This is a genomic window from Micromonospora sp. B006 (assembly GCF_003408515.1).
Taxonomy (GTDB): domain Bacteria; phylum Actinomycetota; class Actinomycetes; order Mycobacteriales; family Micromonosporaceae; genus Micromonospora; species Micromonospora echinospora_A.
The window spans coordinates 1,261,052-1,286,057 of record NZ_CP030865.1 but is presented as its reverse complement, the minus strand read 5'-3'; the positions used below and the strand labels follow the sequence as shown (position 1 = coordinate 1,286,057).

Sequence of the window (25,006 nt, the reverse complement as noted above, 5' to 3'; positions counted from 1 at the left end):
GCCGGGCGGCACTGGCCCCGACGCCGCACACTGGATGCCATGGCAATCCCTCTCCCCCGGCCCGGCGCCCTGCTCGGCCTCACCCGTACCGCAGTGGACCAGGCGCTCGGCTCGGCCGCCACGATGGCCTCGGTACCCGCTCGCGCCTTCGCCGTCCTCGACCAGGTGGAGGCGCTGGTCCGGCGGATCGACGGGGTGGTGGACCGGATCGAGGGCACGCTCGACCGCACCGACCGGGTGCTGGCCGACGCCGAGACGGCGGTCCGCGAGGTGGCGGTGATCAGCGCTGCCGCCACCGCGGCGATCGACACGGCGACCGAGGTGGCCGCCGCCGCGACGGTTGTCGTCGGCGAGGCGCAGCGGGTCTCCGAGGCGGCGGCGACTGTGGTCGGCGAGGCCGACCGGGTGGCCCGGAGCGCGGCCGGTGTGGTGACCGAGGCGGAGACTGTGACGGCGCGGGCGGCGGGCACCCTCGCCACCGCCGAGAAGGCGACCGGCGTCGCGAACGAGCTGCTGGCCGCGTACGAGGCGACGCTGCGCCGGGCCGCGCCGATGGCGGCGCGTTTCGTGGAGCAGCTCAGCCCGGAGGAGGTGACCGCCGCGATCCGGCTCGTCGACGAGTTGCCGAAGCTCAAGGACCACCTCACCTCGGACGTGCTGCCGATCCTGGCCACGCTGGACCGGGTCGGCCCGGACCTGCACGACCTGCTGGACGTCACCCGGGATCTCAAGCTCGCGGTCGCCGGCATCCCCGGGCTCGGCATGCTGCGCCGCCGCGGCGAACGCCTCACCGACGAGGTGTAAGGAAGGGCCCCTTCTTAACGCCTCCGGTAGGGAAAGGGGCCCTTCTTAACAGTCGGCGAACAGCTCGTCGATCTCCGCGCGATGGGGCAGCGCCACCGAGGCGCCGAGCTTGCGCACGCACGCCGCACCGGCAGCCGCCGCCCAGCGCACCGCCTCGGCCAGGTCCCGCCCCTCGCCCCAGGCCACCGCGAGGGCAGCGGTGAACGCGTCCCCGGCGGCGGTCGAGTCGACCACGTCCACCGGCACCGCCGGCACGTGCGTCACCGGCCGGTCCCGGTCGACGTACCAGGCGCCGTCGCCGCCGAGCGTGAGCACCGCCCGGGGCACCAGATCCAGCAGCGCCGCCGGCTCGTCCCGGCCACGGCCGGTCAGCGCCTGCGCCTCCGGCTCGTTCACCACCAGCAGGTCGGTGGCCGCCAGCAGCTCGGCCGGCACCGACCGGGCCGGCGCGGCGTTGAGGACCACCCGGGTGCCCGCCGACCGGGCCGCCAGCGCCGCCTCGGTCACCGTCTCGACCGGCACCTCCAGCTGCGCGACCAGCACGTCCGCATCGCGTACGGCGGAAAGCTCGTCGGCGGTCAGCGACGTGAACGCGGCGTTCGCGCCCGGCGTGACCAGGATGGCGTTCTCCCCCGCGCCGCCGACCATGACCAGGGCGACGCCGGACGGGCCGTAGACCACCCGCAGGTGCCCGGTGTCCACGCCGGCCGCCGTCATCCGGGCCCGCAGCGTCACGCCGAACGAGTCCGAGCCGATCGCGCCGAGGAAGACGCAGGACGCGCCGGCGCGTACCGCGGCGACCGCCTGGTTGGCGCCCTTGCCGCCGGGCAGCATGACGAAGTCGTCGCCCAGCACCGTCTCGCCGGGCCGGGGCAGCGCGGCGCCGATGCCGACCAGGTCCATGTTGGCGCTGCCGACGACGGCGATCCGGGTCTGCGGCACGGTGTCGTCCCGCCGCTCAGGCGGCGCGGGCGGCCCAGCGGTCGCCGGACCGCGTGACCACCAGCGGGAGGCCGAACGCCTTCGACAGGTTGTCGGCGGTGAGCACGTCGGCGAGCAGGCCCTGCGCCACCACGCCACCCTCGCGCAGCAGCAGCGCGTGGGTGAAGCCCGGCGGGATCTCCTCGACGTGGTGGGTGACCAGCACCATCGCGGGCGCGTCCGGGTCGTACGCCAGCTCGGCCAGCCGGGCCACCAGGTCCTCCCGCGCGCCCAGGTCGAGCCCGGCGGCGGGCTCGTCGAGCAGCAGCAGCTCCGGGTCGGTCATCAGGGCGCGGGCGATCTGCACCCGCTTGCGCTCGCCCTCGGACAGCGTGCCGTACGCGCGGTCGGCGAGGTGCCCGACGCCGAGCTGGCGCAGCAGCGCGGCGGCGCGCGCCTCGTCGGTGCGGTCGTAGCTCTCCCGCCAGCGGCCCACCACCGACCAGGCCGCGGTCACCACCACGTCGGTGACGCGCTCGTCGGCGGGGATCCGCTCGGCGAGCGTCGCGGTGGACAGGCCGATGCGGGTACGCAGCTCGTTGACGTCGGTGCGGCCGATGCGCTCACCGAGCACGTGCGCGACGCCGTTGGTCGGGTACAGCCGGCCGGAGGCCAGGTTGAGCAGTGTCGTCTTGCCCGCGCCGTTCGGCCCGAGCACCACCCACCGTTCGTCCAGCTCGACCCGCCAGTCGACGTCGTGCACCAGCGCCGTGCCGGAACGCTTGACGCCGACCCCGTCGAGGCTGACCACCAGATCCGCGTCCACGGTCGAGGGGGCGGGGGCGCCCGGGGCGCCGGGGATCAGGTCACCAGTCACCGCACCATCCAATCACGCATGCGGCACGGTGCCCCCCACGGGAGGCGTCGCCACCATAGGGTGGGGCGCCGTGTCGTTGGTCACCGCATCCGGAAGGACACCCATGCCCGACCGCTGCCGCAAGGCGCGCGGATGAGCGCGGTCATCGAGATCGCCGGCCTCCGCAAATCGTTCCACTCGCTGCGCCAGGGGCGCCGGGTCGCCGTCGACGGTTTCGACATGCTGGTCGAGGCGGGCCAGGTGCACGGCTTCCTGGGACCGAACGGGTCCGGCAAGACCACCACGCTGCGTGCGCTGCTGGGGCTGGTCCGGCCGGACGCCGGGCGGATGCGCGTGCTGGGGGCCGAGTCACCCGAGCATCTGGCGGACGTGGCCGGGCGGGTCGGCGCGATCGTGGAGAGCCCGCAGTTCTTCGGCAACTTCACCGCGCACCGGACGCTGCGGCTGCTGGCCGTGGCCGGTGGCGTGCCGACCGGCCGGGTGGACGAGGTGCTGGAGCAGGTCGGGCTGCGCGACCGGGGCGACGAGCGGGTCAAGGGCTACTCGCTGGGCATGAAGCAGCGGCTGGCGGTCGCCTCGGCGCTGCTGAAGAACCCGGATCTGCTGATCCTGGACGAACCGGCGAACGGGCTGGACCCGGCCGGCATCCGGGAGATGCGGGACCTGACCCGGTCGCTCGCCGAGGCCGGGGTGACGGTGCTGCTGTCCAGCCACATCCTGGCCGAGATCCAGTTGATCTGCGACCACGTGACGATCGTCAGCCGTGGGCGGCGGGTCGCGTACGGGCCGGTGGAAGAGGTGCTGGCCGGCTTCGACCAGCACCAGTGGCAGGTGCGGGTGGCCGACCTGGATCAGGCCGGTGACCTGCTGGGCCGGGCCGGTCTGTCGGTGACGGTCGGGCCGGATCACCTGGTGGTGACCGGTGTGGAGGATCCGGAGACGATCAGCCGGACGCTCGGCGAGCAGGGCGTGTGGGTCCGCGAGCTGGTCCCGCTGCGGCCGGACCTGGAGAGCGTCTTCCTGGAGCTGACCGGCGACCACGAGCACGTGGCGGTGCCGCGGCAGGTCGACGGCGCGCCGCCGAGCGACGGAGTGATCGACCTCGACGTCCGGGAGAGCCGGGAGGTGGACGCGTGAACCTGGTCCGTGCCGAGCTGGAGCGGCTGGCCGCCCGGCGCTTCGTGCAGCTCATGGTGGTGCTGCTGGGGCTCGCCTTCGCGGTGACAGTGGTGACCACGCTCGCCGGTTCGCACCGGCCCAGCCCGGCGGAGCTGACCCGGGCGCAGAACCAGGCGGCGGAGAACGTGCGCCAGATGGAGATGGCGTACGACCGCTGCCTGCGGATCCGGGAGGGCTCGCTCCCGCCGGGCGAGAACGACTACCTGCCGCGCGACTGCGCCCAGATCGACCCGGCCCAGATCGAGGAGCTGCCGACCGCTGCCGACTACCTCAGCGGCGTCTTCGTCTTCGCCAAGGAGGCCGAGCCGCTGCTCTACTTCCTGATCGCGTTCCTGACGCTGTTCGGGTTCCTGGTCGGCGCTTCCTACATCGGGGCCGACCTGAACTCGGGCGGGGTGGTCAACCTGCTGCTGTGGCGGCCACGGCGGCCGACAGTGCTCGCCGCGAAGCTGGGCACGCTGCTGGGTGGGCTGCTCGGCGTGTCGGTGCTGGCTTCGGTGGCGTACCTCGGGGCGTTCTGGTTGATCGGCCAGGCGTCCGGCCTGGTCGGGCGGACCGGTGGCGACTTCTGGCCGTCGCTCGCCGCGATCTGGGGGCGTGGCCTGCTGCTGGTGCTGCTCGCCGCGGCGCTCGGCTTCGCCGTGGCCACGCTGGGCCGGCACACCTCGGCGGCGCTCGGCACGGTGGCCGCGTACCTGGTGGTCTGGGAGCTGGGGGCGCGGCTGGTGTTCCAGATCCTTCAGGTCGGCCGGCCGGACCGGTACATGCTGTCCAGCTATCTGGCGGCCTGGCTCTCCGGTGAGGTGCGGCTCTGGGACGGCAACGCCTGCGGCCCCGGGATCTCCGGCTACTGCGACGGCTCGTACACGGTGACCTGGCCGTCGGGTCTGGTGGTGCTGCTCGGGCTCACCGGCGCGCTGGTGGCCGCGGCGTTCACGGTGTTCCGCCGCCGCGACCTGATGTGACGGGAGCCGCACCCCGGCAACTCCTTGCGAACCCGGACGCCATGATGAAGGATTCCTTCACATGGCGTCCGGGCGTACGACGCGGTCAGCCGACCGTCGAGCCGAACACCTCGTCGCGCACCGCGTCCAGCGCGGTACGCAGCGCGCCGCGCAGGATCGGCTCCTCGGTCAGCCCGGTGGTCACCACCCGGGGCCGGACCAGCGTGATCGCCGCGACCTCGTGCTGCACCCGCTCGGCCAGCGCCGCCCCGCCCGCCTGCCCGACCGCGCCGGCGAGCACCACCAGCGGCGGGTCCAGCACCACGCAGGTGCTCGCCACGCCCAGGGCCAGCCGGCGGGCCAGCTCGTCGAGCATCGGCCCGCCCGCGGTGCCGGCCGCGATCGCCGCGCGTACCACCTCGGCCGCCCGGGTCGCCGCGACGCCCTGCTCCGCCGCCTTCGGGGTGGCGAAACCGTGTTCGGCGGCCACCGCGCGTACCGCGTCGGCGCCGACGAGCTGCTGGAACGCCGGCTTGGCCCGCTTGGACACGTCGCGCGGGATGGGCGCGCCGGGCACCGGCAGGTAGCCGATCTCACCGGCCGCGCCGCTGCTGCCGTGGTGCAGCCGGCCGCCCAGCATGATCGCCAGGCCGACGCCCGCGTCCACCCAGACCAGCACGAAGTCGGCGGTGCCCCGGGCCGCGCCGGACTGCGCCTCGGCCACCGCCGCCAGGTTCACGTCGTTCTCGAAGACGACGGGGGTGTCCAGGTCCTCGCGCAGCGCGGCGAGCAGGCCGCTGTGCCAGCGCGGCAGGTTGAAGGCGAAGGTGATGTCACCGGTCTGCGGGTCCACCAGGCCGGGGGTGCCGAGCACGACGCGCCGGACGGCGGACAGCTCCGCCCCGGCGCTGGCGGCCGCCTGGACCACGGCGTTGTGCACCACGCCGACCGGGTCGTCGGTGTCCTTCGTGGACTGCTCGACCCGGCCGGCGACCGTGCCGGTGATGTCGGCGCAGGCCGCCACCACCCGCTCCGCGCCCACCTCCACGCCCACCACGTACGCGCTGCTCGGCCGGACCGCGTAGAGCTGGGCGTTCGGGCCCCGCCCGCCGGCCTGCTCACCGACCCGGGCGACCAGGCCCCGCTCCTCCAGCCGCTCGACGAGCTGGGACGCGGTGACCTTGGACAGCCCGGTCAGCTCACCGATCCGGGCCCGGGTCAGCGGGCCGCGTTCGAGCAGCAGCTCCAGCGCCGCACGGTCGTTGAGCGCCCGCAGGAGTCGGGGGGTGCCGGGCAGCCGGGTCGCACTCATGCCAACGTCCTCAATTTTCAGTAAAGTTTTCTAACCACAAAACGCCTGCCGAGGGGTGCCCGTTAGCGTATCGGCCGCCCCGATCCGCGAAGCTCGGACGACCCGGCAGGGAAAGGGGATACTCGTGGGTCAGGATCCTGGACTCCGGCGGCTCGCGCTGGGCACGTTGCTGGCCGCGTACCCGGGGCCGGTCCCGCCGGACTGGGCGGTCGACCTGCTCGCCGACGGGCTCGCCGGGCACACCCTGTTCGGCACCAACATCCACGCCCCGGCCCAGGTGGCGGCCGTGACAGCGGCGCTGCGCGCCGGCCGCCCCGACGTGATCGTCGCGATCGACGAGGAGGGGGGCGACGTCACCCGGCTGGCCCACGCCACCGGCAGCCCGTACCCGGGCAACGCCGCGCTCGGCACTGTCGACGACCCCGACCTCACCCGCCGGGTGTACGCGGCGATCGGCGCGGAGCTGGCCGCGCTGGGCGTCACGCTCGACCTGGCGCCCACCGTCGACGTGAACACCGCCGACGAGAACCCGGTCATCGGCACACGCTCGTTCGGCGCCGACCCGAAGCGGGTGGCGGTCCACTCGGCCGCCGCCGTCACCGGCCTCCAGGCGACCGGCGTGGCCGCCTGCGCGAAGCACTTCCCCGGCCACGGCGCCACTGTCGCCGACTCCCACCACGAGCTGCCCACCGTCGACGTGCCACCGGCCGTCCTGCGGGAGCGGGACCTGCCGCCGTTCGCCGCGGTGGTCGACGCGGGCGTCCGCGCGGTGATGACCGCGCACATCCGGGTGCCGGCGCTGACCGGCGACGGCCCGGCCACGTTCAGCCGCGCGGTCCTGCACGACCTGCTGCGCGTCGAGTACGGCTTCACCGGCGCGGTCATCACCGACGCGCTGGAGATGAAGGGCGCGGTGCTCGCCGCCGGCGGGGTCGGCACGGGCGCGGTCCGGGCCCTGACCGCCGGCGCGGACCTGCTCTGCATCGGCGCGCGGGTCGACGCCGAGCTGGTCGAGTCGGTCGCCGCCGAGATCGTCGCGGCGATCGGCGACGGCCGGCTGGCGCGTGAGCGGGTCGAGGAGGCGGCCGGCCGGACCGCCGCGCTCGCCGCAGCCTCCGGCCCCACCGGTGCCCCGCCGCCCGCCGCCGACGGCCTCGGCTACGCCGCCGCGCTGCGGGCGGTCCGGGTCGAGGGCGACCTCGCCCGCTCCGCCGCGCCGCTGGTGGTGCAGGTGCACGCCACCTCGACCATCGCGGAGGGTCGGGTGCCGTGGGGGCTCGGCCCGCACCTGGCCGCCGGGATCGAGCAGGCCCGCGCGGTGGCGGGCGAGACCGACCCGGAGCAGTTGCGGCGGCTCGCCGGGGACCGGCCGGTCGTGCTGGTAGGGCGGCACCTGCACCGGCTGCCCGGCGCGCGCGAGCTGATCGAGGCGCTGGCCGCGACGCATCAGGTGACGGTGGTCGAGATGGGGTGGCCGGGCGCGTGGCGGCCGGTCGCCGCGCGCGCCTTCGTCGCCACCTACGGCGCCAGCCACGCCAACGGTCGCGCTGCCGCGCAGACGCTCGGCCTGACCGCCTGACCGCACCACTATTGAACACGTTCAAAATCTGCCGTACGCTCAGGGCGCCCTTGATTTGAACATGTTCAAGAGAGGCGACGGGGATGGACGTGAAGGTCTGGATGTACCTGGCCTACCTCGCGGTCAGCATCGGTCTGACCATGTGGGTGGCGCGGGCACTGTCCCGCAACGGGCTGGTGTTCCTGGAGGACGTGTTCGCCGACAGCCGGCTGGCCGGTGCGGTGAACAGTCTGCTGGTGGTCGGCTTCTACCTGCTCAACCTCGGCTACGTCACGGTGGCGATGAAGGAGTCCGATCCGGTCGGCGACACCAGCCAGGCGCTGGAGCAGCTCTCCATGAAGGTGGGCCTGGTCCTGCTGGTGCTGGGCGCGCTGCACTTCTTCAACGTCTTCGCGCTCGGCCGCTACCGGCGGGGCCGGCTCCGGCAGCAGGCCACCCACCCGCCGCTGCCGCCGGTCAGAATGCTCCCGCCGCAGGGCGGGCCGGTTCCGGCGACCGGCCCAAACCCGCCGGCCCGGTGACGTCCGCCCCGGGCGGGCGCCCGTCGGATCCCACCGGGCACGGGGCCGGTGGGATCCGCGGGTTCACCGTCCTGTTCGACGCGGGCTGCCCGCTGTGCCGCAGCGCCCGGCGGTGGCTCGCCTCGCGGCCCCAGCTCGTACCCCTGGAGTTCGTGCCGGCCGGGTCCGCCGAGGCCCGGCGGCGCTTTCCCGGCCTCGACCACGACGCCACGCTGCGGGACCTGACAGTGGTGGCCGACACGGGCGCGGTCTACACCGGCGACGGCGCCTGGTTCGCCTGCCTCTGGGCGCTCGCCGAGCATCGGGGGACGGCCGAGCGGCTGGCCCGCCCGCACCTGCTGCCGCTGGCCCGGCGGGTGGTGGCGGCGGCCTCCGCGGTCCGCGAGCGGATCCGGGAACCGGGATACGGTGACGACGATGACCGAGCAGAGTGCGCCGACGACAGCTGCGGGTGGGCAGGGGTCGACGGCCCGGGGTGAGCAGACCCGCCAGCTGATCCTGGACACCGCGATGCGGCTGTTCCGCGAACGCGGGTACGCGCGCACGACGATGCGCGCGGTCGCCCAGGAGGCCGGCGTGGCGGTGGGCAACGCCTACTACTACTTCGGCTCCAAGGAGCACCTGGTCCAGGAGTTCTACGCGGGCACCCAGCGGGAGCACCGGGCAGCCGCCGCGCCGGTGCTCGCCCGGGAGCGGGAGTTCGCCGCGCGACTGGCCGGGGTGCTGCACGCGGGCGTGGACGTGCTGAGCCCGTACCACGCGTTCGCGGGCGCCTTCTTCAAGACGGCGGCCGAGCCGACCTCGCCGCTCAGCCCGTTCTCCGCCGAGTCGTCGGAGCCCCGGGACATGTCGATCGCGCTGTTCCGCGAGGCCCTGACCGGGTCCACCGCCAAGCTCGACGACGAGCTGCGCGAAGAACTGCCCGAGCTGCTCTGGCTCGGCTACATGGGCGTGGTGCTCTACTGGGTGCACGACCGCTCGGAGGGGCAGGTCAAGACCCGCCAGCTCATCGACGGCGTGGTGCCGCTCGTGGACCGGCTGGTGGGGCTGTCCCGGCTGCGCGTGCTGCGGCCGGTCACCCGGCAGGCACTCGCCCTGATCCACACGCTGCGTCACTGACCTGATCGGCGTACCGGCCGGCGATTCCGCAGGTGAGAGTCCGCAACCGGACAGCAACCTACCCCTTGTTCACCACCGGGACTAACACATAGCGTTACCGATGTCGGGGCCTGGGGGAGAGCTGCGGACCGTGGATCCGGCCCGGGATCCACGGTCCGCGCCAGGCCGGGTCAGCGGGGAAAGACGCCGAACGCGGTGAAGCCCCGATCCGGGAACCCGGCCGCCTCCGCCACCCGCGCGGACGCGGCGTTGCCCGGGTCGTGCAGGTAGGTGGGGATCGCCCCCTCGTCCAGCACCCGGCGGGCCGCCTGCGCGACCAGCCGCCGGGCCAGACCGCGCCCGCGAGCAGTCGGCACCGTGCCCACCGCCAGCTCGTGTCCGTACGCGTCGTGCCGCTTCACGCCCACCCCGGCCCGGTACGCGCCGTCGGCGCCCCGGACCACGAGCACCTCCCTGTCGAACAGCCGCAACCACGGCGGCAGCCCGGGCAGCGTGGGCGGCACCCACTCCCCCACCTCGGGCAGCGGCGCCGGGTCGGCGCACCAGCGGAAGACGGACGTGTGCGCGGTGAAGTCGGGCATGCCGACGGCCGCCGGGAGGACGGGCAGCCACTCGCCGGGCGGCCGGCCCCGGACCAGCGCCCGGACCGCCTCCACCCGGTCGGCGGCGACCGAGAGGACGGTGCTGCCGCCCGCCGTCACCGCGACGGCCGGGCGCAGGCGGCCGTCCCAGGCCGGGCGGGCGCGGCGGTGGGACCGGACCACGTGCAGTCCCGGGCCCGCGGGCCACTGTCCCAACCAGGCCGCCAGGTGAAGGAAGACCCGCCGGTCGAGCACGTGATCATGGTACGCCGGACCGGGCCGCCCGTGGTCGGGTAATCAGTTGATCCGGCGGGGTTGAGAAGCGGGACGGGCGGGTAGTGGGTCGGCACGCCAGCGACGGATGACGATATGTGGTCCGCCGGAGGGCCGCAGGAATTTGACGCCTCAAGGGAACCGGAGGTATCGACCCAGCGTCATATTCATTTCCATACATGGACAAGTTTCTCTGGGACGGTAGTGGTCATGCCTCACGAACCGAATGACCGATTCCAGCAGGACCCGGCGCGGAGCTGGCGGGCCGCCCGCGACGCCGCACTCTTCCCGGCGCAGCGGGCGTACCGCGAAGCCCGCGACCGGAGACTCTCCTGGGCCGAGCTGAACGCGCAACCAGCAGGCACCGCCGCGTGGCGCGGCCTCTCTCCCCTCTGACGGGGTAGGCGGCGACACACCGGCCGGCGGCGTCCCGACCTTCGCACACCTGTGCGGTAGCGTCTTGTGGTCCGATTTCCGGCCTACGACAGGAGAAGCTCCGCGCATGGGCAAGAAGACGATCCACGTCTCCGACTTCACCGGCCAGGTGCTGAGCGCCGACGACGAGGTGGTCAAGGTCGTCGTACTGGAGCACCCGGACCTGGTCGCCGAGCCCGTGCAACTGGACGCCACCCCGGTCGACGTGGAGAGCATCGACGACGCGGCGCTGGACGTCGCAGTGGTCGAGATTCACGACCGGCACGGCGGCGGCGAGCCGCGCCGGGTGGTGCTGACCGCGAGTGAGTTCGACGCGATGGCCACCGACGTGCCGATGGCGCAACTGCTGCGGACCGCCGAGCGGGTCAAGCCGCCCAAGGCGCGCCGCGCCGCCGAGAAGATCGACTACGGCACCATCGAGCACGCCGGCCGACCGCACCGCGGCCGTGTCACCGAGGAGGAGGCCCGGCTGGTCCGGGAACGCCTGGACGAGGTGAACAAGCGGCTCGCCGACGCCGGCATCCGCCAGGTCGACCCCGCCGACCCGGAGCACGCCGCCCGCTACGGCTTCCCCACCGCCGGCTGAGACCCGCACGCCGGGCACGCGCCCCCGTGGCGCGTGCCCGGACCGGTTTCAGGCCCCTTTCCGGGTGATCTCGGCCAGCGCCGCCTCGAACGTCGACTCCAGCGCGTCCTTCTGCAGCCCGAGGCCGCTCAGCACACCGTCACCGCCCTCCTCCTCCAGCAGGGCGAGCAGGATGTGCTCCGTACCGATGTAGTTGTGTCCCATCCGCAGCGCCTCCCGGAACGTCAGCTCCAGGACCTTCTTGGCGCGCGCGTCGTAGGGGATCAGGTCCGGAACCGGGTCGGCCTTCGCCGGCAGCGTCGCGGTGACGACCTCCCGCAGCCGCTCCAGGGGTACGCCCCGAGCCACGATCGCGGCGGCGGCCAGCCCTTCCGGCTCGGCGAGCAGCCCGAGCGCGACGTGCCCCGGGGTGATCTCGGCGTTGCCGGCGGCCCGCGCCTCCTCCTGCGAGGCCAGCACGACGTTGCGGGCGCGCGGGGTGAACCGGTTGAATCCGGCGTTCGGGTCGAGCGCGGCGGCGGTCTCCGACTTGGCGGCGGAGCGCTTCTGGGCGGCCTGCTTGGTCACGCCCATGCTGCGGCCGATCTCCGTCCACGAGGCGCCGGAGCGTCGCGCCTGGTCGACGAAGTGTCCGATGAGGTGGTCGGCGACGTCGCCCAGATGGTCGGCCACGAGGACCGCGTCGGCCAACTGGTCGAGTGCGCCGGTGTGCGCCTTCTTGATGCCTTCGATGAGGTCGTCGAGGCGTACCGGATGGGTCATCTTGTGCGGCTGGGTCTCCTCCATGCGTCAACCATAGGTTGACGACTACGTCGGCGTCAACCCGCAGTTGACGTGCGCGCTGCGGGTCAGCCGCGTACCCACCGCTGGTTGTTGCCGCCGTTGCAGGTCCAGATCTGCACCGCGGTGCCGTTGGTGGTGCCCTGCCCGTTGACGTCCAGGCAGAGACCCGAGCCGACCCCGACGATGGTGCCGTCGGCGTTGATCCGCCACTGCTGGTTGCTGCCGCCGGTGCAGGTCATGATCCGCGCGCGGCTGCCGGACGCGGTGCCCGGGACGTCGAGGCACTTGTTGCCGTACACGGTGAGCTGGTTGTTCGTGCCGACCGTCCACTGCTGGTTGGGCCCACCGTTGCAGTCCCAGATCTGCACGACCGCGCCGTCGGCCTGGCTCGCGCCGTTGACGTCGAGGCAGCGGTTGGCGCTCGCGCTGCGCACCTCTCCGGTCGGGCCGCTGGAGCCGTCGCCTGGCGTGATCGCGAGGTTGTCGAACTGGGCGGTGACGCCCTGGCCGGTGCCGTACCCGATCTGGCCGGCCACCCAGGTGGAGTCCGACACGGTGCCGACGGTGGTGCCGTCGATCGCCGCGGTGAGGGTGCTGCCATTGAGCTTCAACGAGAGGTTGTGCCAGCGTCCGGTGCCCAGCGCCGCGGTGTTGCCGCTGGCCAGGGTGCGCCAGTTGCCGCTGGTGTTGTTGCTCCGGATCGACCAGGCGCCGCCGTCGGTGACCCGGAAGTAGTAGCCGTTGAGGTTCTGCGGGCCCTGGTGGTTGTAGGTGTTGCCGCGGCCGATGAGCTGGGCGTAGCCGGGCTTCTCCAGCAGCACGTCCGAGGAGACCGTGTAGTTGCGCCAGGTCAGATCGCCCAGCAGGGCGTACGGTTCGGCCTGGCCGGACGTCCAGTAGATCGGCGCCTGCTCGGACATCTGGCGGACGCACTGCCCGGTCCGGCCGCCACCGCAGCCGACGATCTCGAACGAGCCCTGCTGGTCCATCAGGTACCGGGCTTCGCGCCCGGCGGCGTAGCTGTCGAAGTTGTCGCGGTACGGCAGATCCAGGGTGCCCTGGACCGGACTGACAGCCGCGCCTTTCCCCTGCCCACTCGTGGTGGTGATGCTGTAGACGTAGCCGGGTTGGACGGTGAGCGAGAAGCGTCCGCCGTTCGGTGTGATGTCGGCGCCCCGGACGAAGTGCTCGGCGCTGTTGCTGGACCTGAGGTTCGTCGCCCACACGCGCACCGTGCCGGCGGAGAGCCCGCCGGTGACGGTGACGTCGAGCTGCTGGGCCGAGCCGGCGTCCTGCGTCTCGATGATGGTGCTCCAGTCGCTGTTGTTCGTGGACTTCAGCGAGACATAGCTGCCGTTGCCGCGGTTGCCCCCCAGGTAGCCGCTGGACGAGTCGAGATAGCGCCAGCCCGGCGCCGTGAACTGGGTGGTGTGCGCCATCACCCAGGTGCTCCTGCCGATCGAGTAGGCGCCGGACCACGGCTGCTGCGCCACCGCCACGCCGGTGGTCGCCCAGGGAATGTTGGGGGTGATGGCGGCGATCACCGGCCAGTTGATGTACCCGGTCATCTTGCCGTCGAGGTAGCCGCGGTTGATGCCCCGGGCGAGGGCCGACGCGCCGGCGTTGTAGTCGTCGGAGCCGTTCTCACTGGCCCACAGCTGCTTGCCGGTGGAGATCGCATTGGCGGAGCTGGGGCAGCTGGTCTGGGCGCTGCGGTAGCCGCAGACGTAGTGGCTGCCGAAGACCTGCACCGCGTTGGCGAACGCCGGGTCCCGCAGCGACTCGTCGGCGGCACCCCACCCGAAGTCGTCCGAGGCGACGATCTTCACATTGCCGTAGCCGCGGGAGTCGAGTGTGGAGCGCAGGTTCTTGTACCAGGTGGTGTTGTAGCCCTTCTCGTTCCACCCGCCGAGGTAGTTGATGGTCAGTCCGTGCGTCGCCGCGCAGTCCAGCCACCCGACGAGGTAGTTGATCGAGTCGGTGGACCAGAAGTTGCCGTTGCCGATCCAGCCGGGCGCGCCCCAGGCCAGACCGACCAGGGCGATGGCGGGGTTCCGCACCCGCGCCTGCTCCATCAGCCACCACTCGTAGCCCCGGTTGCAGTTCACGCTGCCCCGGGTGTGCTCGTGGCTGGGCTCGGCGCCGGAGGTGGAGTTGGTGTCGCCGCCGATCTCCACCTTCATCAGTTGCATCGCGGCGCCGTAACCCGGCTTGAACAGGTAGTCGAGGATGTCGCTGCGCTGCGGCTCCGGGTAGTCGATCAGGAGTCTGCTGTTTCCGCCGCCGCCGCTGACCGCGCCGACCCCGTCGAGCGCGCGCCCGCCGGAGGCGCCGTTGACGGTGAGGGCGGTCGCCGCCCGGGCTGGCGCGGCGGGGACGGTCAGCGCGAACGCCGCCACCATCGCGGCCACCGCCGCCGACGCCATCCGTCGCCACGCCGCATGTTCTCCGCTCACCCTGCTGGACACCGACCCACCTCCAGATAGACATGTGTCTATCAAATTTCCTGCATGTTAGCGTTCACACCACAAGGTGGTCAACGCCTCGCGGGCCCGGACCCCACCCCACCGAACGACGCTCGCGAAAACGGGTAGGGTCGGTCGGGGTGAGCACCCATTCGACGCTGCTGTTCGTGCTCGCCGCCGTCGCGGTCGTCATCGCCGTGCGGTGGGTGGCGGCGCGCACCGGTCTGCCGGCGGCGGCGCTCCTGCCCCTCATCGGCATCGCGTACGCGCTGCTCCCCGGCCCCAACATCGGCCTCGACCCCGACCTCGTGCTCATGGTCGTGCTGCCACCGTTGCTCTACAGTGCCGCGCTCGACTCGTCGCTGCTGGACATCCGCCGCAACCTGCGGATCGTCGTCAGCCTCTCCGTGGTGCTGGTGCTCCTCACCGGACTGCTCGTGGGCGTCGGGTTCCACCTGTTCGTCGCCGGCGCGACCCTGGCCGCAGGCATCGCGGTCGGCGCCGCCGTCGCCCCGCCCGACCCGGTCGCCGCCCTGGCCGTGGGCCGCCGGGTCAACCTGCCACCGAAGATGGTCACGATCATCCAGGGCGAGGGCCTTCTGAACGACGCCACCGCGCTGACCATGCTCAGCGTCGCGGTGGCCGCCGCCGTGGGCGGCGAGTTCTCGTTCCACGCCGCGGTCGGGCAGTTCGTGCTCGCCGCAGCCGGCGGCATCGCGGTGGGCGTGGTCGTCGCCCGGGCCAAACGGCTGGTCCGGCCGCTCACCGCGGACCCGCTGCTGTCCAACGCGATCTCGCTCGCGACACCGTTCGTGGCGTACCTGCTCGGCGAGGCGCTGCACGTCTCCGGCGTACTCGCCGTGGTCGTCGCCGGCCTGATCGTCGGCCACCAGACGCCCCAGTTCGGGTCCGGGGCCGCCCGCCTGCAGACCAACGCGGTGTGGCGGCTCGTCGACTTCCTCCTCGAAGGCTTCGTCTTCCTGCTCATCGGCCAGCAGCTCCCCGCCGTCATGCGGGGCCTGCGCCAGTACGACACGTCGACCATCGTCATCGCCGTCGCCGTGTCCGTCGGCGTGGTCCTGCTCCTGCGCCCGGCCTGGCTGATCCTGACCCAGTGGCTCCCCCGGTCGCTGCACACGCGGCTGGGCGGCGTCGCCGAGCAGGACGACACCGACCCGCCCGGCGCGGCGCGGCGAGCCGGGCAAGCCGAGCGCAACGCCCGCGGGCTGACCGCACGCGAGGTGGTGGCGCTGAGCTGGTCCGGCACCCGGGGCGTGATCAGTCTGGCCGCCATCTTCACGCTGCCCCTCACCACAAACAGCGGAGACCCGTTCCCCGACCGCGACCTGCTGCTGTTCTGCACCTTCGTGGTGGTCCTGGTGACGCTCGTCGGGCAGGGCCTGACGTTCGCGCCGCTCGTGCGGATGCTCGGCCTGCGCGCCGACGAGGCCGACCAGGCCCGGGTACGCAACGAGGCCCGCTCCGCCGCCGTCGAGGCCGCCCTGGCCCGCCTCGACACCGTCGCCGCCGAGGAGCCGGACACGCGGGTGGCGGTCAACACCACCCGCGCCCAGCTACTGACGCGGCTAGCCCGCTACCGGGGACGGCTCGACCTGCTCCAGCAGAGCGGATCGTCGGAGCTGCCCACCTCACCCGAGTACGAGACGGCGCTGCGGGTCCACCGGACCGCGCTGGAGGCACAGCGCGAGGAGTTGCTGCGGTGGCGCGACTCCGGCCGGCTGCCGGACGAGGGACTGCGCGTGCTGGAACGCGAACTCGACCATGAGGAGCTGCTGCTGCCGAAGCGGGCGCCGAGCTGACCCTGGGCCCGGCGCCCGCCGGCCGCCTCACAGCTGGCGCAGGATCACCGGATCCTTGATCTTCTTGTCGGCGGCCAGCAGCAACGCCTTGCTGATGATCTCGCCGAGCCGGCTGTCGCCCTCGAAGGGCAGGAACATCTCCGGCTCCTTCGCCTTCGCCGAGTCCGGGATGATGCACAGGTACCGCTCGTCCGGCGCGATCAGGATGTTGCCCGAGCCGCAGTGGATGCGGTACGTGTGCAGGTCGCCGCGTACTTCCACGAACCTGTCGGTGAGCGTGCAGCGACCGGCGATCGCCAGCCGGGGGATCAGCTCCGCCAGCACGTCCCGGCGCGTCCGGCCGGTCGGCGTCAGCTCGCCGAAGCTGCTCTGCGCCCAGTAGTCGCGATACCGGCCCTGCGGCCCACCGTCGTACCAGTTCGGGTCGGCGCCCACCCCGGCGGCGGCCACGAACAGGTCGACGTCGCGCATCACCTCGCTCAGCACGACCGGCGGAACCTCCGCCAGCGGGACCGGCAGGCGCTCTCCCCGGATGAAGAACAGCTGGTCGGTCCCCATCGTGTCGAACACGAGGTCGTCGTCCCGGTCCTCGATCCCGGCGACACCCAGTTCGGCGCGCAGCCCCCAGTCCGGGAGGGCCAGCCAGGGCAGGTTGTAGGACGCCCCGTCGTTGCGGTGCTGGACGTACGACCAGCCGCGCCGGGACAGCAGCGCGTTGAGGCGGTGCTGGAGGACGACGTGCGCGGCGAACCGGTTGGAGTACATGCCCGTGGCCCGCTCCGCGTCGGTGAGCAGGTACTGCTCCCGGTGCGCCTGCTTGAACGGCTGGGTGATCGCGTGCCGGGTGAGGAACTCCCGCCACGGCGCCACCGCGTCGGGGTCGAGCACCGGATGCCACAACCGGACCGTCGCGTCGTCGGCCGGCTCGAACACGGTGTCGTCCACTGTTCGCAGCGCCTCACCGGCCCAGCAGCAGGCCACGCCGTCGACCGTCCAGACAAGCCGCCGGGCCAGCGTACGGGCCAGCGGATGGTCCAGGAACCGTTCGCGCCACTGCTCGACGGTCCACGAACGGTCGCGCCGCAGGAGCCCTTCCAGCCGGTCGCGGGTGGCGACGAGCGTCGCGGCGACATCGACGACAGTCGCCTTCAGCTCCTTCACCTCCTCGCCGTGCTCCCTGCGCACCTGCGCCGGCGGGGCCTTGACCACCTTGCCGTCCGCGTTGCGCCACACCACCACGGCGTCGACGCCGCGCACCTCCAGCTCGTACGAGCAGTCGCCCAGCTTGTCCGCGAGCGGCAGCCCGAAGCCGGGCAGGGCCATCTCCTCGACGTCCTCCCGGCTGACGCCGCGCGCCTCGGCGTGCCGGGTCAGCCCCTTCTCCACCAGGCGCAGCGTGCTCTTGTAGGTCAGCCGCGAGGACAGCCGCGCCAGCTGGGCGAGCGCGGCCTGGTGATCGGTGTCGACGAGCGCCGCGACCGCGACGTTCGCCAGTTTCGGGCTCGCCGGGCCGTGGCCGGAGATCTTGCGGGCGGCCCGTTCCGCTATCTGCCCGAGGCTGCGCAGTGTCTGCTCGGACGGCGGGCACATCGTCCGCGTCCAGATCAGTCCCCACAGCAGCCCGACGTTGTAGCGGTCGATCATCCGTGGTGGCATGTCCTTGATGTGGCCGGGGCAGCACGTGGTCATGCGCAGCGGCAGGCTGCGCGCTTGCCCGACGAGCGGGAGCCAGTCGTCGAGCCGGGCGGTGAAATCGTCGACGCCCACCGCGTCGAGCAGCGACCGAGCCTGCTTGCGCCAACCGGCCGTCGGCTTCGCCTTGTCCACCTCGACCGGACAGTGCGCCAGCAGCGCCTCCCAGGCGGACCGGCGATCCGCCGGCATCTCCTCGATGTCCGCGACGGCGCGGTCGGCCCACTGCTCACCGACGTTGGGGATCGGCCACATCCGGTCGGCCTCGTCGCTGATGTAACTCAGCGAGCGCTCGATCGCGGTCCGGCGCCAGGTCGCCAGCGCCGCCGGGTTCACCCGCCCGGCCGCCGCCTCCGCCTGGATGGCCTCCCAGGTGAACTGGTTGAGGTGCCAACTCCAGTAATTGAATCCCAGCCAGGCCTGAGTGCCCAGTCGGCCGAGCCAGGCCGAGCCGTCGAGCCCGCCGCCGGAGCGCACGACAGGGATCAGCCTGGTCTGCTTGTCACCGCTCTCCCCCGGCACCGTCAGCGCGTCGAAGACCACCTGGCGCACCGGCGCGGGTTGCGCGGCCAGAAGTTCTTCCGTCCGGCGCCACGCCTCGCCCCGGGCCCGGTCCCACACGCTCACGTCCTGGTGCGGCCGCCCTGGCAGGTGGCCGACCATCGTCAGCGCGGCGGCGGCACGGCGGTCGTGATCCGCGTCGTCGCCGGCCAGGTCGGTCACGGCGGCGGCAACCGACTCGGCCTTCCGAATGGCCTCCGACAGCAGCTCGTCCCGCGGCGGAGCGGGATCGCCGGACCTGCGCGTGGCGTCGAGCGCGGCGAGCAGCGCCGGAACCGAGCCGGCCGGCGCCCAGCCGAACACAGCCACCACCCCGTCGAGGAAGTGCCGCAGGTGATGCTCGTTGAAGGTCTGGTCGTCGCTCTGGCGCCAGCCGGTCACCGCGTCGACCACCTCGCGCAGTGCCGCCTGCACGTCCTGCGTGTCCACTCAGCCACCCACCAGCGGGACGAGCTTGAGGAAGGTGACGCGCGATCCCGCGTGCAGGCGGACCTTCTCGTCCAGGTCGGTGACCTGGCGGTCGTCGACCAGCACCACGAAGGCGTTGCGGCCGAACGCGTCGAGTGTCATCCGCGTCCGCTCCTCGGGATCGGCGTCCGCGCCGGACTCGGCGATCTCGAGGGAAACCCGACGGCGGATCAACTCGGCGAGGGGCAGCGTCTCCTCGAAGACCTCAATGGTCCACGCGGGCCCGCTCGGAGCTCCGACCACCTCGTCGGTGACTGTGATCAATGGCATGGCGGAGAAGGTAACGCTTCCCTCCGACGCCTCAGCATTTTGTGTGACCTGACCGCGTACCGGACAGTCTCCACGGTGTACGAGATCATTCCGTGAAGGCGAGGTTGTGAGCGTGCCCTCTCACGCGTACCCGAACAGGGCCGACATGTCGGCGGTGGTGGACGCGGCACGCCGCGGCGACCGGTCGGCGATGGACGAGCTGGTCTCGCACTGTCTGCCGCTGGTCTACAACATCGTGGGCCGGGCGCTGAACCGGTCGTCCGACGTCGACGACGTGGTGCAGAACGCGATGGTGAACGTCGTACGAGGGCTGCCGGGCCTCCGCGATCCGCGGTCGTTCCGGTCGTGGCTGGTCGCCGTCACCATGAACGAGATCCGCTCCCACACGCAGCGCCGGCCCACCACGCCGGCGCCACCGGAGGACATCGACAACGTGATCGACCCGGGTTCGGACTTCGAGGACCTGACCCTGACCCAGCTCCGCCTCTCCGACCAGCGCCGCGAGGTCGTGCTGGCCACGCGCTGGCTGGACGACGACCACCGCCACCTGCTGTCTCTGTGGTGGCTGGTCGAGGCCGGTCACCTCACCCGCGCCGATCTGGTCGACGCCCTGCGCCTGGAGCCACACCACGTGACCGTCCGGGTGGCCAGGATGAAGGCGCAACTGGACACCGCCCGGCTGGTGGTACGAGCCCTCACCGCGCGGCCCGGTTGCGCCGGCCTGCGCGACACCGCGTCGGGCTGGAACGGTCAGCCGGCGCCGCTGTGGCGCAAGCGATTCGCGCGGCACCTCCGGGGCTGCGCGCACTGCCCGGACGCGGCATCCGACCTGGTCCCCGCCGAGCGGCTGCTCGCCGGCCTGGCGCTCACGCCGCCCCCGGCCGCACTCGCCTCGGACGTCACGCACAAGCTGCACGCCGTCGCCTCCGTGTCGCCCGCCGCCCCGGCGGGTACGCACGCCGTGGCGGCCGGAGCGAGGTCCGGGCTCTCCCTGTCCAAGACCCTGGTCGGCGTCGCCGCCGCCGTCGCCGTGCTCGGCGGGGGTGGTCTGATCCTCGCCAACTACCCGAACGGGGCGAAGCAGCAGCCGGCCAGCGTGGCAGCCTCGCAGCCCGCGACCGAGACCACCGCTCCCGCGCTCACGCCCTCCCCTGTCGCCTCCCCGACCGCCGCCCTCCCGAGCCCCACCCCGAGCAGGTCGGCGAAGCCCAGCAGGTCGCCCAAGCCGACCCCGTCGCCGGCCAGGTCCACCGCCACGTCCAGCGGCTTGTCAGCAGCGGAACGGCGGCTGCTGGTGCTGCTCAACGAGCGGCGTCGCGCGCTCGGGCTGAACGAGGTCAAGCTCGGTACGGCGCAGCACCGGGAGGCGGAGTCCTGCGTGCGGCAGAACCTGAACGCGAGCGGCCTGCAGCACTGCGGCCACGAGGTGCTGTTCGCGTCGTCGGGCAACTCCTCGCCGGAGCAGATGATCGAGGCATGGTTCAACAGCCCGGGCCACAAGACGGCGCTGACGTACGCCAGCTCCCGCTTCGCCGGCCCCGCCATCGTGTTCAACGGCAGCCGCCAGGTCGCCGCCATCAACATCGACTACTGAGGCGGTCGCTACGCTCCCCCGGTGACGCACGAGAAGGAGATCGTCGAGCCGGTCGACCTGTGCATGCCGGACGGGCGGCTCAACCCCGCCGCGGTCGGCTGGACCCGCCGGCCGCTGCACCGCGCGAACCTGCGCGGCTGGGGAAGAGCCAAGCGCTGGGAGTACTGGGGGATCGTGACGCCGACCCACATCGTCGGCCTCGTCGCGTCGTCGCTGGACTACGCCGGGGTGCACGGCGTCTACGTGCTCGACCGCGCCACGAAAATCGAGACCAGCAAGGACGTCGTGGTCCCGTTCGCCCGTGGCGTCGTCATGCCGCCGGTCAGCGGCGCGGGCACCGTGTGCGCACGCGGGGGCGGCCTGTCGATCGACATCGACCAGACCGCCGAGGGCAGCACGATTCGTGCCACCACACCAGGCATCGAGATCGACCTCGTGGTGCCGCTCCCGCCCGGCCACGAGTCGCTCGGCGTCGTGGTCCCGTGGAGCACCCGCCGCTTCCAGTACACGGTCAAGGACGTCGGCCGCCCGGTGCGCGGCTCGCTGCGAGTGAACGGCACGACGCACACAGTGGCCGAGGACGACTCGTTCGCCGTGCTCGACCACGGCCGGGGCCGATGGCCGTACGCGATCACGTGGAACTGGGCGGCGGGCAGCGGACCGGACGTGTCGATCCAGCTCGGCGGCAAGTGGACCGACGGCACCGGCTCGACCGAGAACGCGCTGTTCACCGGCGGCCGGCTGCACAAGCTCGGCGCCGAACTGCACTGGAGCTACGACCGCCACGACTGGCTGCGGCCGTGGCGGATCAGCGGTGATCGGGTCGAGGTGGAGTTCCACCCGTTCCACGAGAAGATCTCGCGCACCAACCTCGGCGTCGTGGCCAGCGAGACCCACCAGTGCTTCGGGCACTTCTCCGGCTGGGCCCAGGCGGACGACGGCGAACGGGTGGCTCTGGACGGCCTGGTCGGCTGGGCGGAGGAAGCTCAGAACCGCTGGTGACGCAGCCGCTCGTTGACCTGCCGGACCACTTCCTCGGGAAGCTTGACCACGCGCCGGTCGTACGTGAGCAGACCGTTCAGCTCGTTCTCCACGTCGGACAGCTGGGTGTAGACGGTCGCGCTCAGACCGGCCCGGATCGCGGGCACGATCTGCTCGGTGTGCAGCCGCGTGAACGCCTCCGCCAGGTCCTCGGCGCTCCGGCACCGCCGGTAGCCGAAATCCTTGCGGCTGAACGCGTGCCCGTCGACGCGCAGGTTGTAGCCGCCGTACTCCGACAGCACCAGCACCCGGCGGTCGCCGCGTCGCCGCGGCACCCGGAAGCGGCGGAAGTAGACGTGCAGGCTGCGCAGGTCGCCCCCGCCCTGGTCGTGCCAGCCGCTGGCGTGGTCGACAGTGCGGGTGGGGTCGAGTCCCGCGACGTCGCGGGCGATCCGGGCCGCGTCGAACTGGCCCCAGCCCTCGTTGAAGGGCACCCACACGGCGAGGCTCACCACGTTGCGCAGATGCTCGACGGTGTCGCGCAGCTCGGCCCGGAACCGGTCCCGTCCGCCGGCGTCGGCACGGCCGAACCAGCGCCGCCACCGGCCCCTGTCGGGCAGCCGCAGCGGCGTCACCGCCGGCGCGGTGACGACCAGCGGGCGGTAACTGCTGCCGCCGTTGACCATGTCCTGCCAGACCAGCATCCCCAGCCGGTCGCAGTGGTGGTACCAGCGCAGCGGCTCGATCTTGATGTGCTTGCGCAGCATGGTGAACCCGAGCCGCTTCATGGTGGCGATGTCGGCGATCATCGCCTCGTCGGAGGGCGCCGTGTACATGCCGTCCGACCAGTAGCCCTGATCGAGGATCCCGGCGTGGAAGTACGGCCGGCCGTTGAGCAGCAGGCGGGGCACGCCGTCCCCGTCCGGTCCGACACCGAACGAGCGCATGCCGAAATAGCTGCGGACCCGATCCGCGCCCAGCTCGACGGTCACGTCGTAGAGGAACGGATCCTCGGGGCTCCACTGCCGTACCTCGGGGATCGGGATGCGCACCGCCACGCCGACCGGCGCGGTGGCCTCGGCCACCGCGATCCCGTCGGCCAGGACCCGGATGCCGGCGTCGCCGGCATCCGCCGTCGCGTGCGCTGTCACCTCGACGCACCGCTCGTCGAGGAGCGGCGTCAGGGTGAGGTGCCGCAGGTGTACGGCGGGCACGCTCTCGGCCCACACCGTCTGCCAGATGCCGGACTGGGCGGTGTACCAGATGCCGCCGCGGCGCAGCCTCTGCTTGCCCCGGGAGTGGTGGCCGGTGTCGCTGTCGTCCCGGACCGCCACGACCAGCACGTTGCCGTCCTCGCGGAGCGCGTCGGTGATGTCGCAGGTGAACGGCAGATACCCGCCGGTGTGGCCGCCGACCGGGACGTCGTTCAGGTAGACCTGGCAGGTCTGGTCGACCGCGCCGAAGTGCAGCAGCAGCCGCGAGCCGGCAGCGTGGAAGCCCGCCGGGAGGGTCAGCGGACGGCGGTACCAGAGCGTCTCGCCCGGCTGGAGCTGCCGCCCGACGCCGGAGAGCGTGGACTCCGGGGAGAACGGCACGATGATCTCGCCGTCGTAGCGTTCCGGCTCGGTGGCCGAACCGGTGATCGCGTACTCCCACCGGCCGTTGAGGTTGAGATAGCTGTCCCGGGCGAACTGCGGGCGGGGATACTCGGGCAGGACACGCTCCGCGTCGAGCGTGGCACCCCATGGGGTCAGCAGCGTCATGCCCGGGCCTCCTGCTCCCGCCGCCGCAGCGCCACGGCCGGCACCGCGATGAGGACCAGGACGGCCAGCGCCATGAGGAAGATGCCCGGCGTCGGAACCTGCTTCACCACGCCGAGATCCTCGTAGACCTCGCCGGCGCCGGTGATCACGGCAGCGCCGAGGTAGGGGCCGATGAGCATCGGCAGAAGGATGGCGAAGACCATCCGCAGCCCTTGGACATGGCCGGCCCGGTCCGGTGGCGAGTAGTCCCGCACGATGGCGCCGATCGGGGCGAGGACGAGCATGAAGCCCGACATCATCACGATCCCGGCGGCGATCACGGGAACCATGCCGCGGGCGAAGAACATCAGCGCCAGGCCGGCGCCGTACACCACTACTGCCGGCAGCAGGAAGCGCACCTTGCCGACGCGGTCGATGAGCCGCCCGCCGACCACACTGACCGCCGACGCCGTGACGAGGACGACGGCCAGGACGATCGCGTACCCCTCGATCCGCAGGTACCGCTGAAGGTAGATGATCAGATACGGCAGGAACACCTGCGTGGAGATCCCCCAGATCGACCAGGCGGCCAGGGCGAGGTAGAGCCCCGGGTTGGCCCGGATGGCAGCCGGGCGCAGACCGTGGACGACGGCGCGCAGGTAACCGCCCTCGTGCCGGACGAGTGACGGGCTGTCCTCGACCAGGAACCAGGCCAGCAGACCGGCCACTGCCATGATCGCGCCGATGACCACGAAGAACAGCTGCCAGTTCCCGGTGCGGGCCAGCCCGTCGAACCCGCCGAAGATCACCAGCATCGACACCAGCGGCATGATCGCGAGCACCGACTCGACCCGGCCGCGGTTCGCCGGCTCGGTCACGTCGGTGACCCACGCCTGGAACGCCGCGTCGTTGGCCCCCGAGCCGAGGAAGGACATCATGCAGTCCAGGGTGATGACCGCGATCGCCGTGACGAGCACGACGTTCGCGACGGGCGCGATGTCCTCCACGAAACCCACGGTCAGGAAGCCGAAGGCGGCGGTGGAGACACCCCACAGCAGGTAGCCACCGGCGATGAACGACCTGCGCCGGCCGGTCCGGTCGGAGAGGGCGCCGAGCAGCAGGGTGGCGACAGTGGCGGTCACGGCGCTGGCGGCGACCATCGTGGCGATCACGTTGGGGTCGTCGGTGATCGTGTCGTACACGAACAGGTTCAGGTAGATGTTCTCGATGGTCCAGGCCATCTGCCCGACGAGGCCGAGGACGATCAGCGCGGTCCAGACGCGGGGGCGAAGGCCGGCTGGACCGGCCGGGGTGGCCGGGGTGAGCACGCTCCGGGTGGCGGACACGACGGCCTCCTTCGACGGGTCAGAATATGATCCGTCCCGTCCGTCCGTCGATGGGTCCGGGGTCGGCCAGGCTGCCGAAACCTACTAACCAAGATCGCTGGAAAGGCAGTTGCGAAACAGAGCCTCCAGACGGCGTTGTGCACCTCAACCAGA

At 72.4% G+C, this 25,006-nt stretch carries 22 protein-coding genes; 12 read left to right on the top strand and 10 right to left on the bottom strand.

The features are described from left to right. The first annotated feature begins 39 nt into the window (after positions 1-39). On the top strand, positions 40-804 hold the full coding sequence (locus MicB006_RS06280; RefSeq protein WP_116504475.1) for a hypothetical protein: 765 nt from the start codon (positions 40-42) through the stop codon (positions 802-804). A 45-nt stretch (positions 805-849) separates the two neighbouring features. Here the strand turns inward: MicB006_RS06280 and MicB006_RS06275 are convergent, their stop codons facing one another. Both MicB006_RS06275 and MicB006_RS06270 read right to left on the bottom strand, forming a co-directional pair. Further along, on the bottom strand, positions 850-1,746 hold the full coding sequence (locus tag MicB006_RS06275) for a ribokinase (RefSeq protein WP_116504473.1): 897 nt from the start codon (positions 1,744-1,746) through the stop codon (positions 850-852). 16 nt (positions 1,747-1,762) lie between these two features. Further along, complete coding sequence (locus MicB006_RS06270) at positions 1,763-2,602, bottom strand: ABC transporter ATP-binding protein (protein ID WP_073830874.1); 840 nt, start codon at positions 2,600-2,602, stop codon at positions 1,763-1,765. Between the two features lie 132 nt (positions 2,603-2,734). On the opposite strand from MicB006_RS06270, the gene MicB006_RS06265 reads away from it, so the two are divergent. Next, the gene (locus MicB006_RS06265) at positions 2,735-3,739 is read left to right on the top strand and encodes an ABC transporter ATP-binding protein (RefSeq protein ID WP_116504471.1); all 1,005 of its coding nucleotides are present in this window, start codon (positions 2,735-2,737) and stop codon (positions 3,737-3,739) included. After that, positions 3,736-4,746, top strand: a complete 1,011-nt coding sequence (locus tag MicB006_RS06260; RefSeq protein WP_116504469.1) for an ABC transporter permease subunit — start codon at positions 3,736-3,738, stop codon at positions 4,744-4,746. Before MicB006_RS06265 ends, MicB006_RS06260 begins: the two co-directional genes overlap by 4 nt. An 85-nt stretch (positions 4,747-4,831) precedes the next feature. Here the strand turns inward: MicB006_RS06260 and MicB006_RS06255 are convergent, their stop codons facing one another. Continuing rightward, positions 4,832-6,037: an ROK family transcriptional regulator gene (locus MicB006_RS06255; RefSeq protein ID WP_116504467.1), complete on the bottom strand. Its 1,206-nt coding sequence runs from the start codon at positions 6,035-6,037 to the stop codon at positions 4,832-4,834. Between the two features lie 124 nt (positions 6,038-6,161). Here MicB006_RS06255 and MicB006_RS06250 point away from each other — a divergent pair, with 124 nt between their 5' ends. The 4 genes from MicB006_RS06250 (at position 6,162) to MicB006_RS06235 (ending at position 9,256) form a co-directional block, all read left to right on the top strand. Continuing rightward, positions 6,162-7,616 (top strand): glycoside hydrolase family 3 protein, encoded by a 1,455-nt coding sequence (locus MicB006_RS06250; protein WP_116504465.1) that lies wholly within the window; start codon positions 6,162-6,164, stop codon positions 7,614-7,616. Between the two features lie 83 nt (positions 7,617-7,699). Further along, entirely contained in the window at positions 7,700-8,137 is a 438-nt protein-coding gene (locus tag MicB006_RS06245) for a hypothetical protein (protein ID WP_116504463.1), read from the top strand. Further along, the gene (locus tag MicB006_RS06240) at positions 8,134-8,616 is read left to right on the top strand and encodes a thiol-disulfide oxidoreductase DCC family protein (RefSeq protein ID WP_116504461.1); all 483 of its coding nucleotides are present in this window, start codon (positions 8,134-8,136) and stop codon (positions 8,614-8,616) included. The genes MicB006_RS06245 and MicB006_RS06240 overlap by 4 nt, the downstream gene beginning before the upstream one ends. After that, positions 8,555-9,256 (top strand): TetR/AcrR family transcriptional regulator, encoded by a 702-nt coding sequence (locus MicB006_RS06235; protein WP_116504460.1) that lies wholly within the window; start codon positions 8,555-8,557, stop codon positions 9,254-9,256. The genes MicB006_RS06240 and MicB006_RS06235 overlap by 62 nt, the downstream gene beginning before the upstream one ends. Before the next feature lie 170 nt (positions 9,257-9,426). On the opposite strand, the gene MicB006_RS06230 is transcribed toward MicB006_RS06235, so the two are convergent. Continuing rightward, complete coding sequence (locus tag MicB006_RS06230; RefSeq protein WP_116504458.1) at positions 9,427-10,092, bottom strand: GNAT family N-acetyltransferase; 666 nt, start codon at positions 10,090-10,092, stop codon at positions 9,427-9,429. Positions 10,093-10,320: 228 nt separating this feature from the next. Between MicB006_RS06230 and MicB006_RS06225 the strand changes: the two genes are divergently transcribed. Then, positions 10,321-10,506: a DNA repair protein gene (locus MicB006_RS06225; protein WP_116511226.1), complete on the top strand. Its 186-nt coding sequence runs from the start codon at positions 10,321-10,323 to the stop codon at positions 10,504-10,506. Between the two features lie 106 nt (positions 10,507-10,612). Further along, positions 10,613-11,131, top strand: coding sequence for a hypothetical protein (locus tag MicB006_RS06220; protein WP_116504457.1), 519 nt, complete (start codon positions 10,613-10,615; stop codon positions 11,129-11,131). A 48-nt stretch (positions 11,132-11,179) separates the two neighbouring features. Here the strand turns inward: MicB006_RS06220 and MicB006_RS06215 are convergent, their stop codons facing one another. Beyond that, entirely contained in the window at positions 11,180-11,917 is a 738-nt protein-coding gene (locus MicB006_RS06215) for a Clp protease N-terminal domain-containing protein (protein ID WP_116504455.1), read from the bottom strand. Positions 11,918-11,979: 62 nt separating this feature from the next. Then, on the bottom strand, positions 11,980-14,340 hold the full coding sequence (locus MicB006_RS06210) for a ricin-type beta-trefoil lectin domain protein (protein ID WP_116504453.1): 2,361 nt from the start codon (positions 14,338-14,340) through the stop codon (positions 11,980-11,982). A gap of 179 nt (positions 14,341-14,519) precedes the next feature. On the opposite strand from MicB006_RS06210, the gene MicB006_RS06205 reads away from it, so the two are divergent. Continuing rightward, the gene (locus MicB006_RS06205) at positions 14,520-16,199 is read left to right on the top strand and encodes a Na+/H+ antiporter (RefSeq protein WP_116504451.1); all 1,680 of its coding nucleotides are present in this window, start codon (positions 14,520-14,522) and stop codon (positions 16,197-16,199) included. Between the two features lie 27 nt (positions 16,200-16,226). Here MicB006_RS06205 and MicB006_RS06200 read toward each other — a convergent pair whose 3' ends face one another. Both MicB006_RS06200 and MicB006_RS06195 read right to left on the bottom strand, forming a co-directional pair. Further along, entirely contained in the window at positions 16,227-18,881 is a 2,655-nt protein-coding gene (locus MicB006_RS06200; RefSeq protein WP_225980665.1) for a DUF4132 domain-containing protein, read from the bottom strand. Beyond that, positions 18,882-19,190 carry a hypothetical protein gene (locus tag MicB006_RS06195; protein WP_116504449.1) on the bottom strand — a complete coding sequence of 103 codons (309 nt, stop codon included), beginning with the start codon at positions 19,188-19,190 and terminating at the stop codon, positions 18,882-18,884. 112 nt (positions 19,191-19,302) lie between these two features. On the opposite strand from MicB006_RS06195, the gene MicB006_RS06190 reads away from it, so the two are divergent. Both MicB006_RS06190 and MicB006_RS06185 read left to right on the top strand, forming a co-directional pair. Then, complete coding sequence (locus MicB006_RS06190) at positions 19,303-20,784, top strand: sigma-70 family RNA polymerase sigma factor (protein ID WP_225980664.1); 1,482 nt, start codon at positions 19,303-19,305, stop codon at positions 20,782-20,784. Between the two features lie 21 nt (positions 20,785-20,805). Next, positions 20,806-21,786: a DUF2804 domain-containing protein gene (locus MicB006_RS06185; protein ID WP_116504445.1), complete on the top strand. Its 981-nt coding sequence runs from the start codon at positions 20,806-20,808 to the stop codon at positions 21,784-21,786. Here the strand turns inward: MicB006_RS06185 and MicB006_RS06180 are convergent. Both MicB006_RS06180 and MicB006_RS06175 read right to left on the bottom strand, forming a co-directional pair. After that, positions 21,771-23,528: a glycoside hydrolase family 2 protein gene (locus MicB006_RS06180; protein WP_116504443.1), complete on the bottom strand. Its 1,758-nt coding sequence runs from the start codon at positions 23,526-23,528 to the stop codon at positions 21,771-21,773. The genes MicB006_RS06185 and MicB006_RS06180 overlap by 16 nt on opposite strands. Next, positions 23,525-24,853 carry an MFS transporter gene (locus tag MicB006_RS06175; protein ID WP_116504441.1) on the bottom strand — a complete coding sequence of 443 codons (1,329 nt, stop codon included), beginning with the start codon at positions 24,851-24,853 and terminating at the stop codon, positions 23,525-23,527. Before MicB006_RS06175 ends, MicB006_RS06180 begins: the two co-directional genes overlap by 4 nt. Positions 24,854-25,006 lie beyond the last annotated feature (153 nt).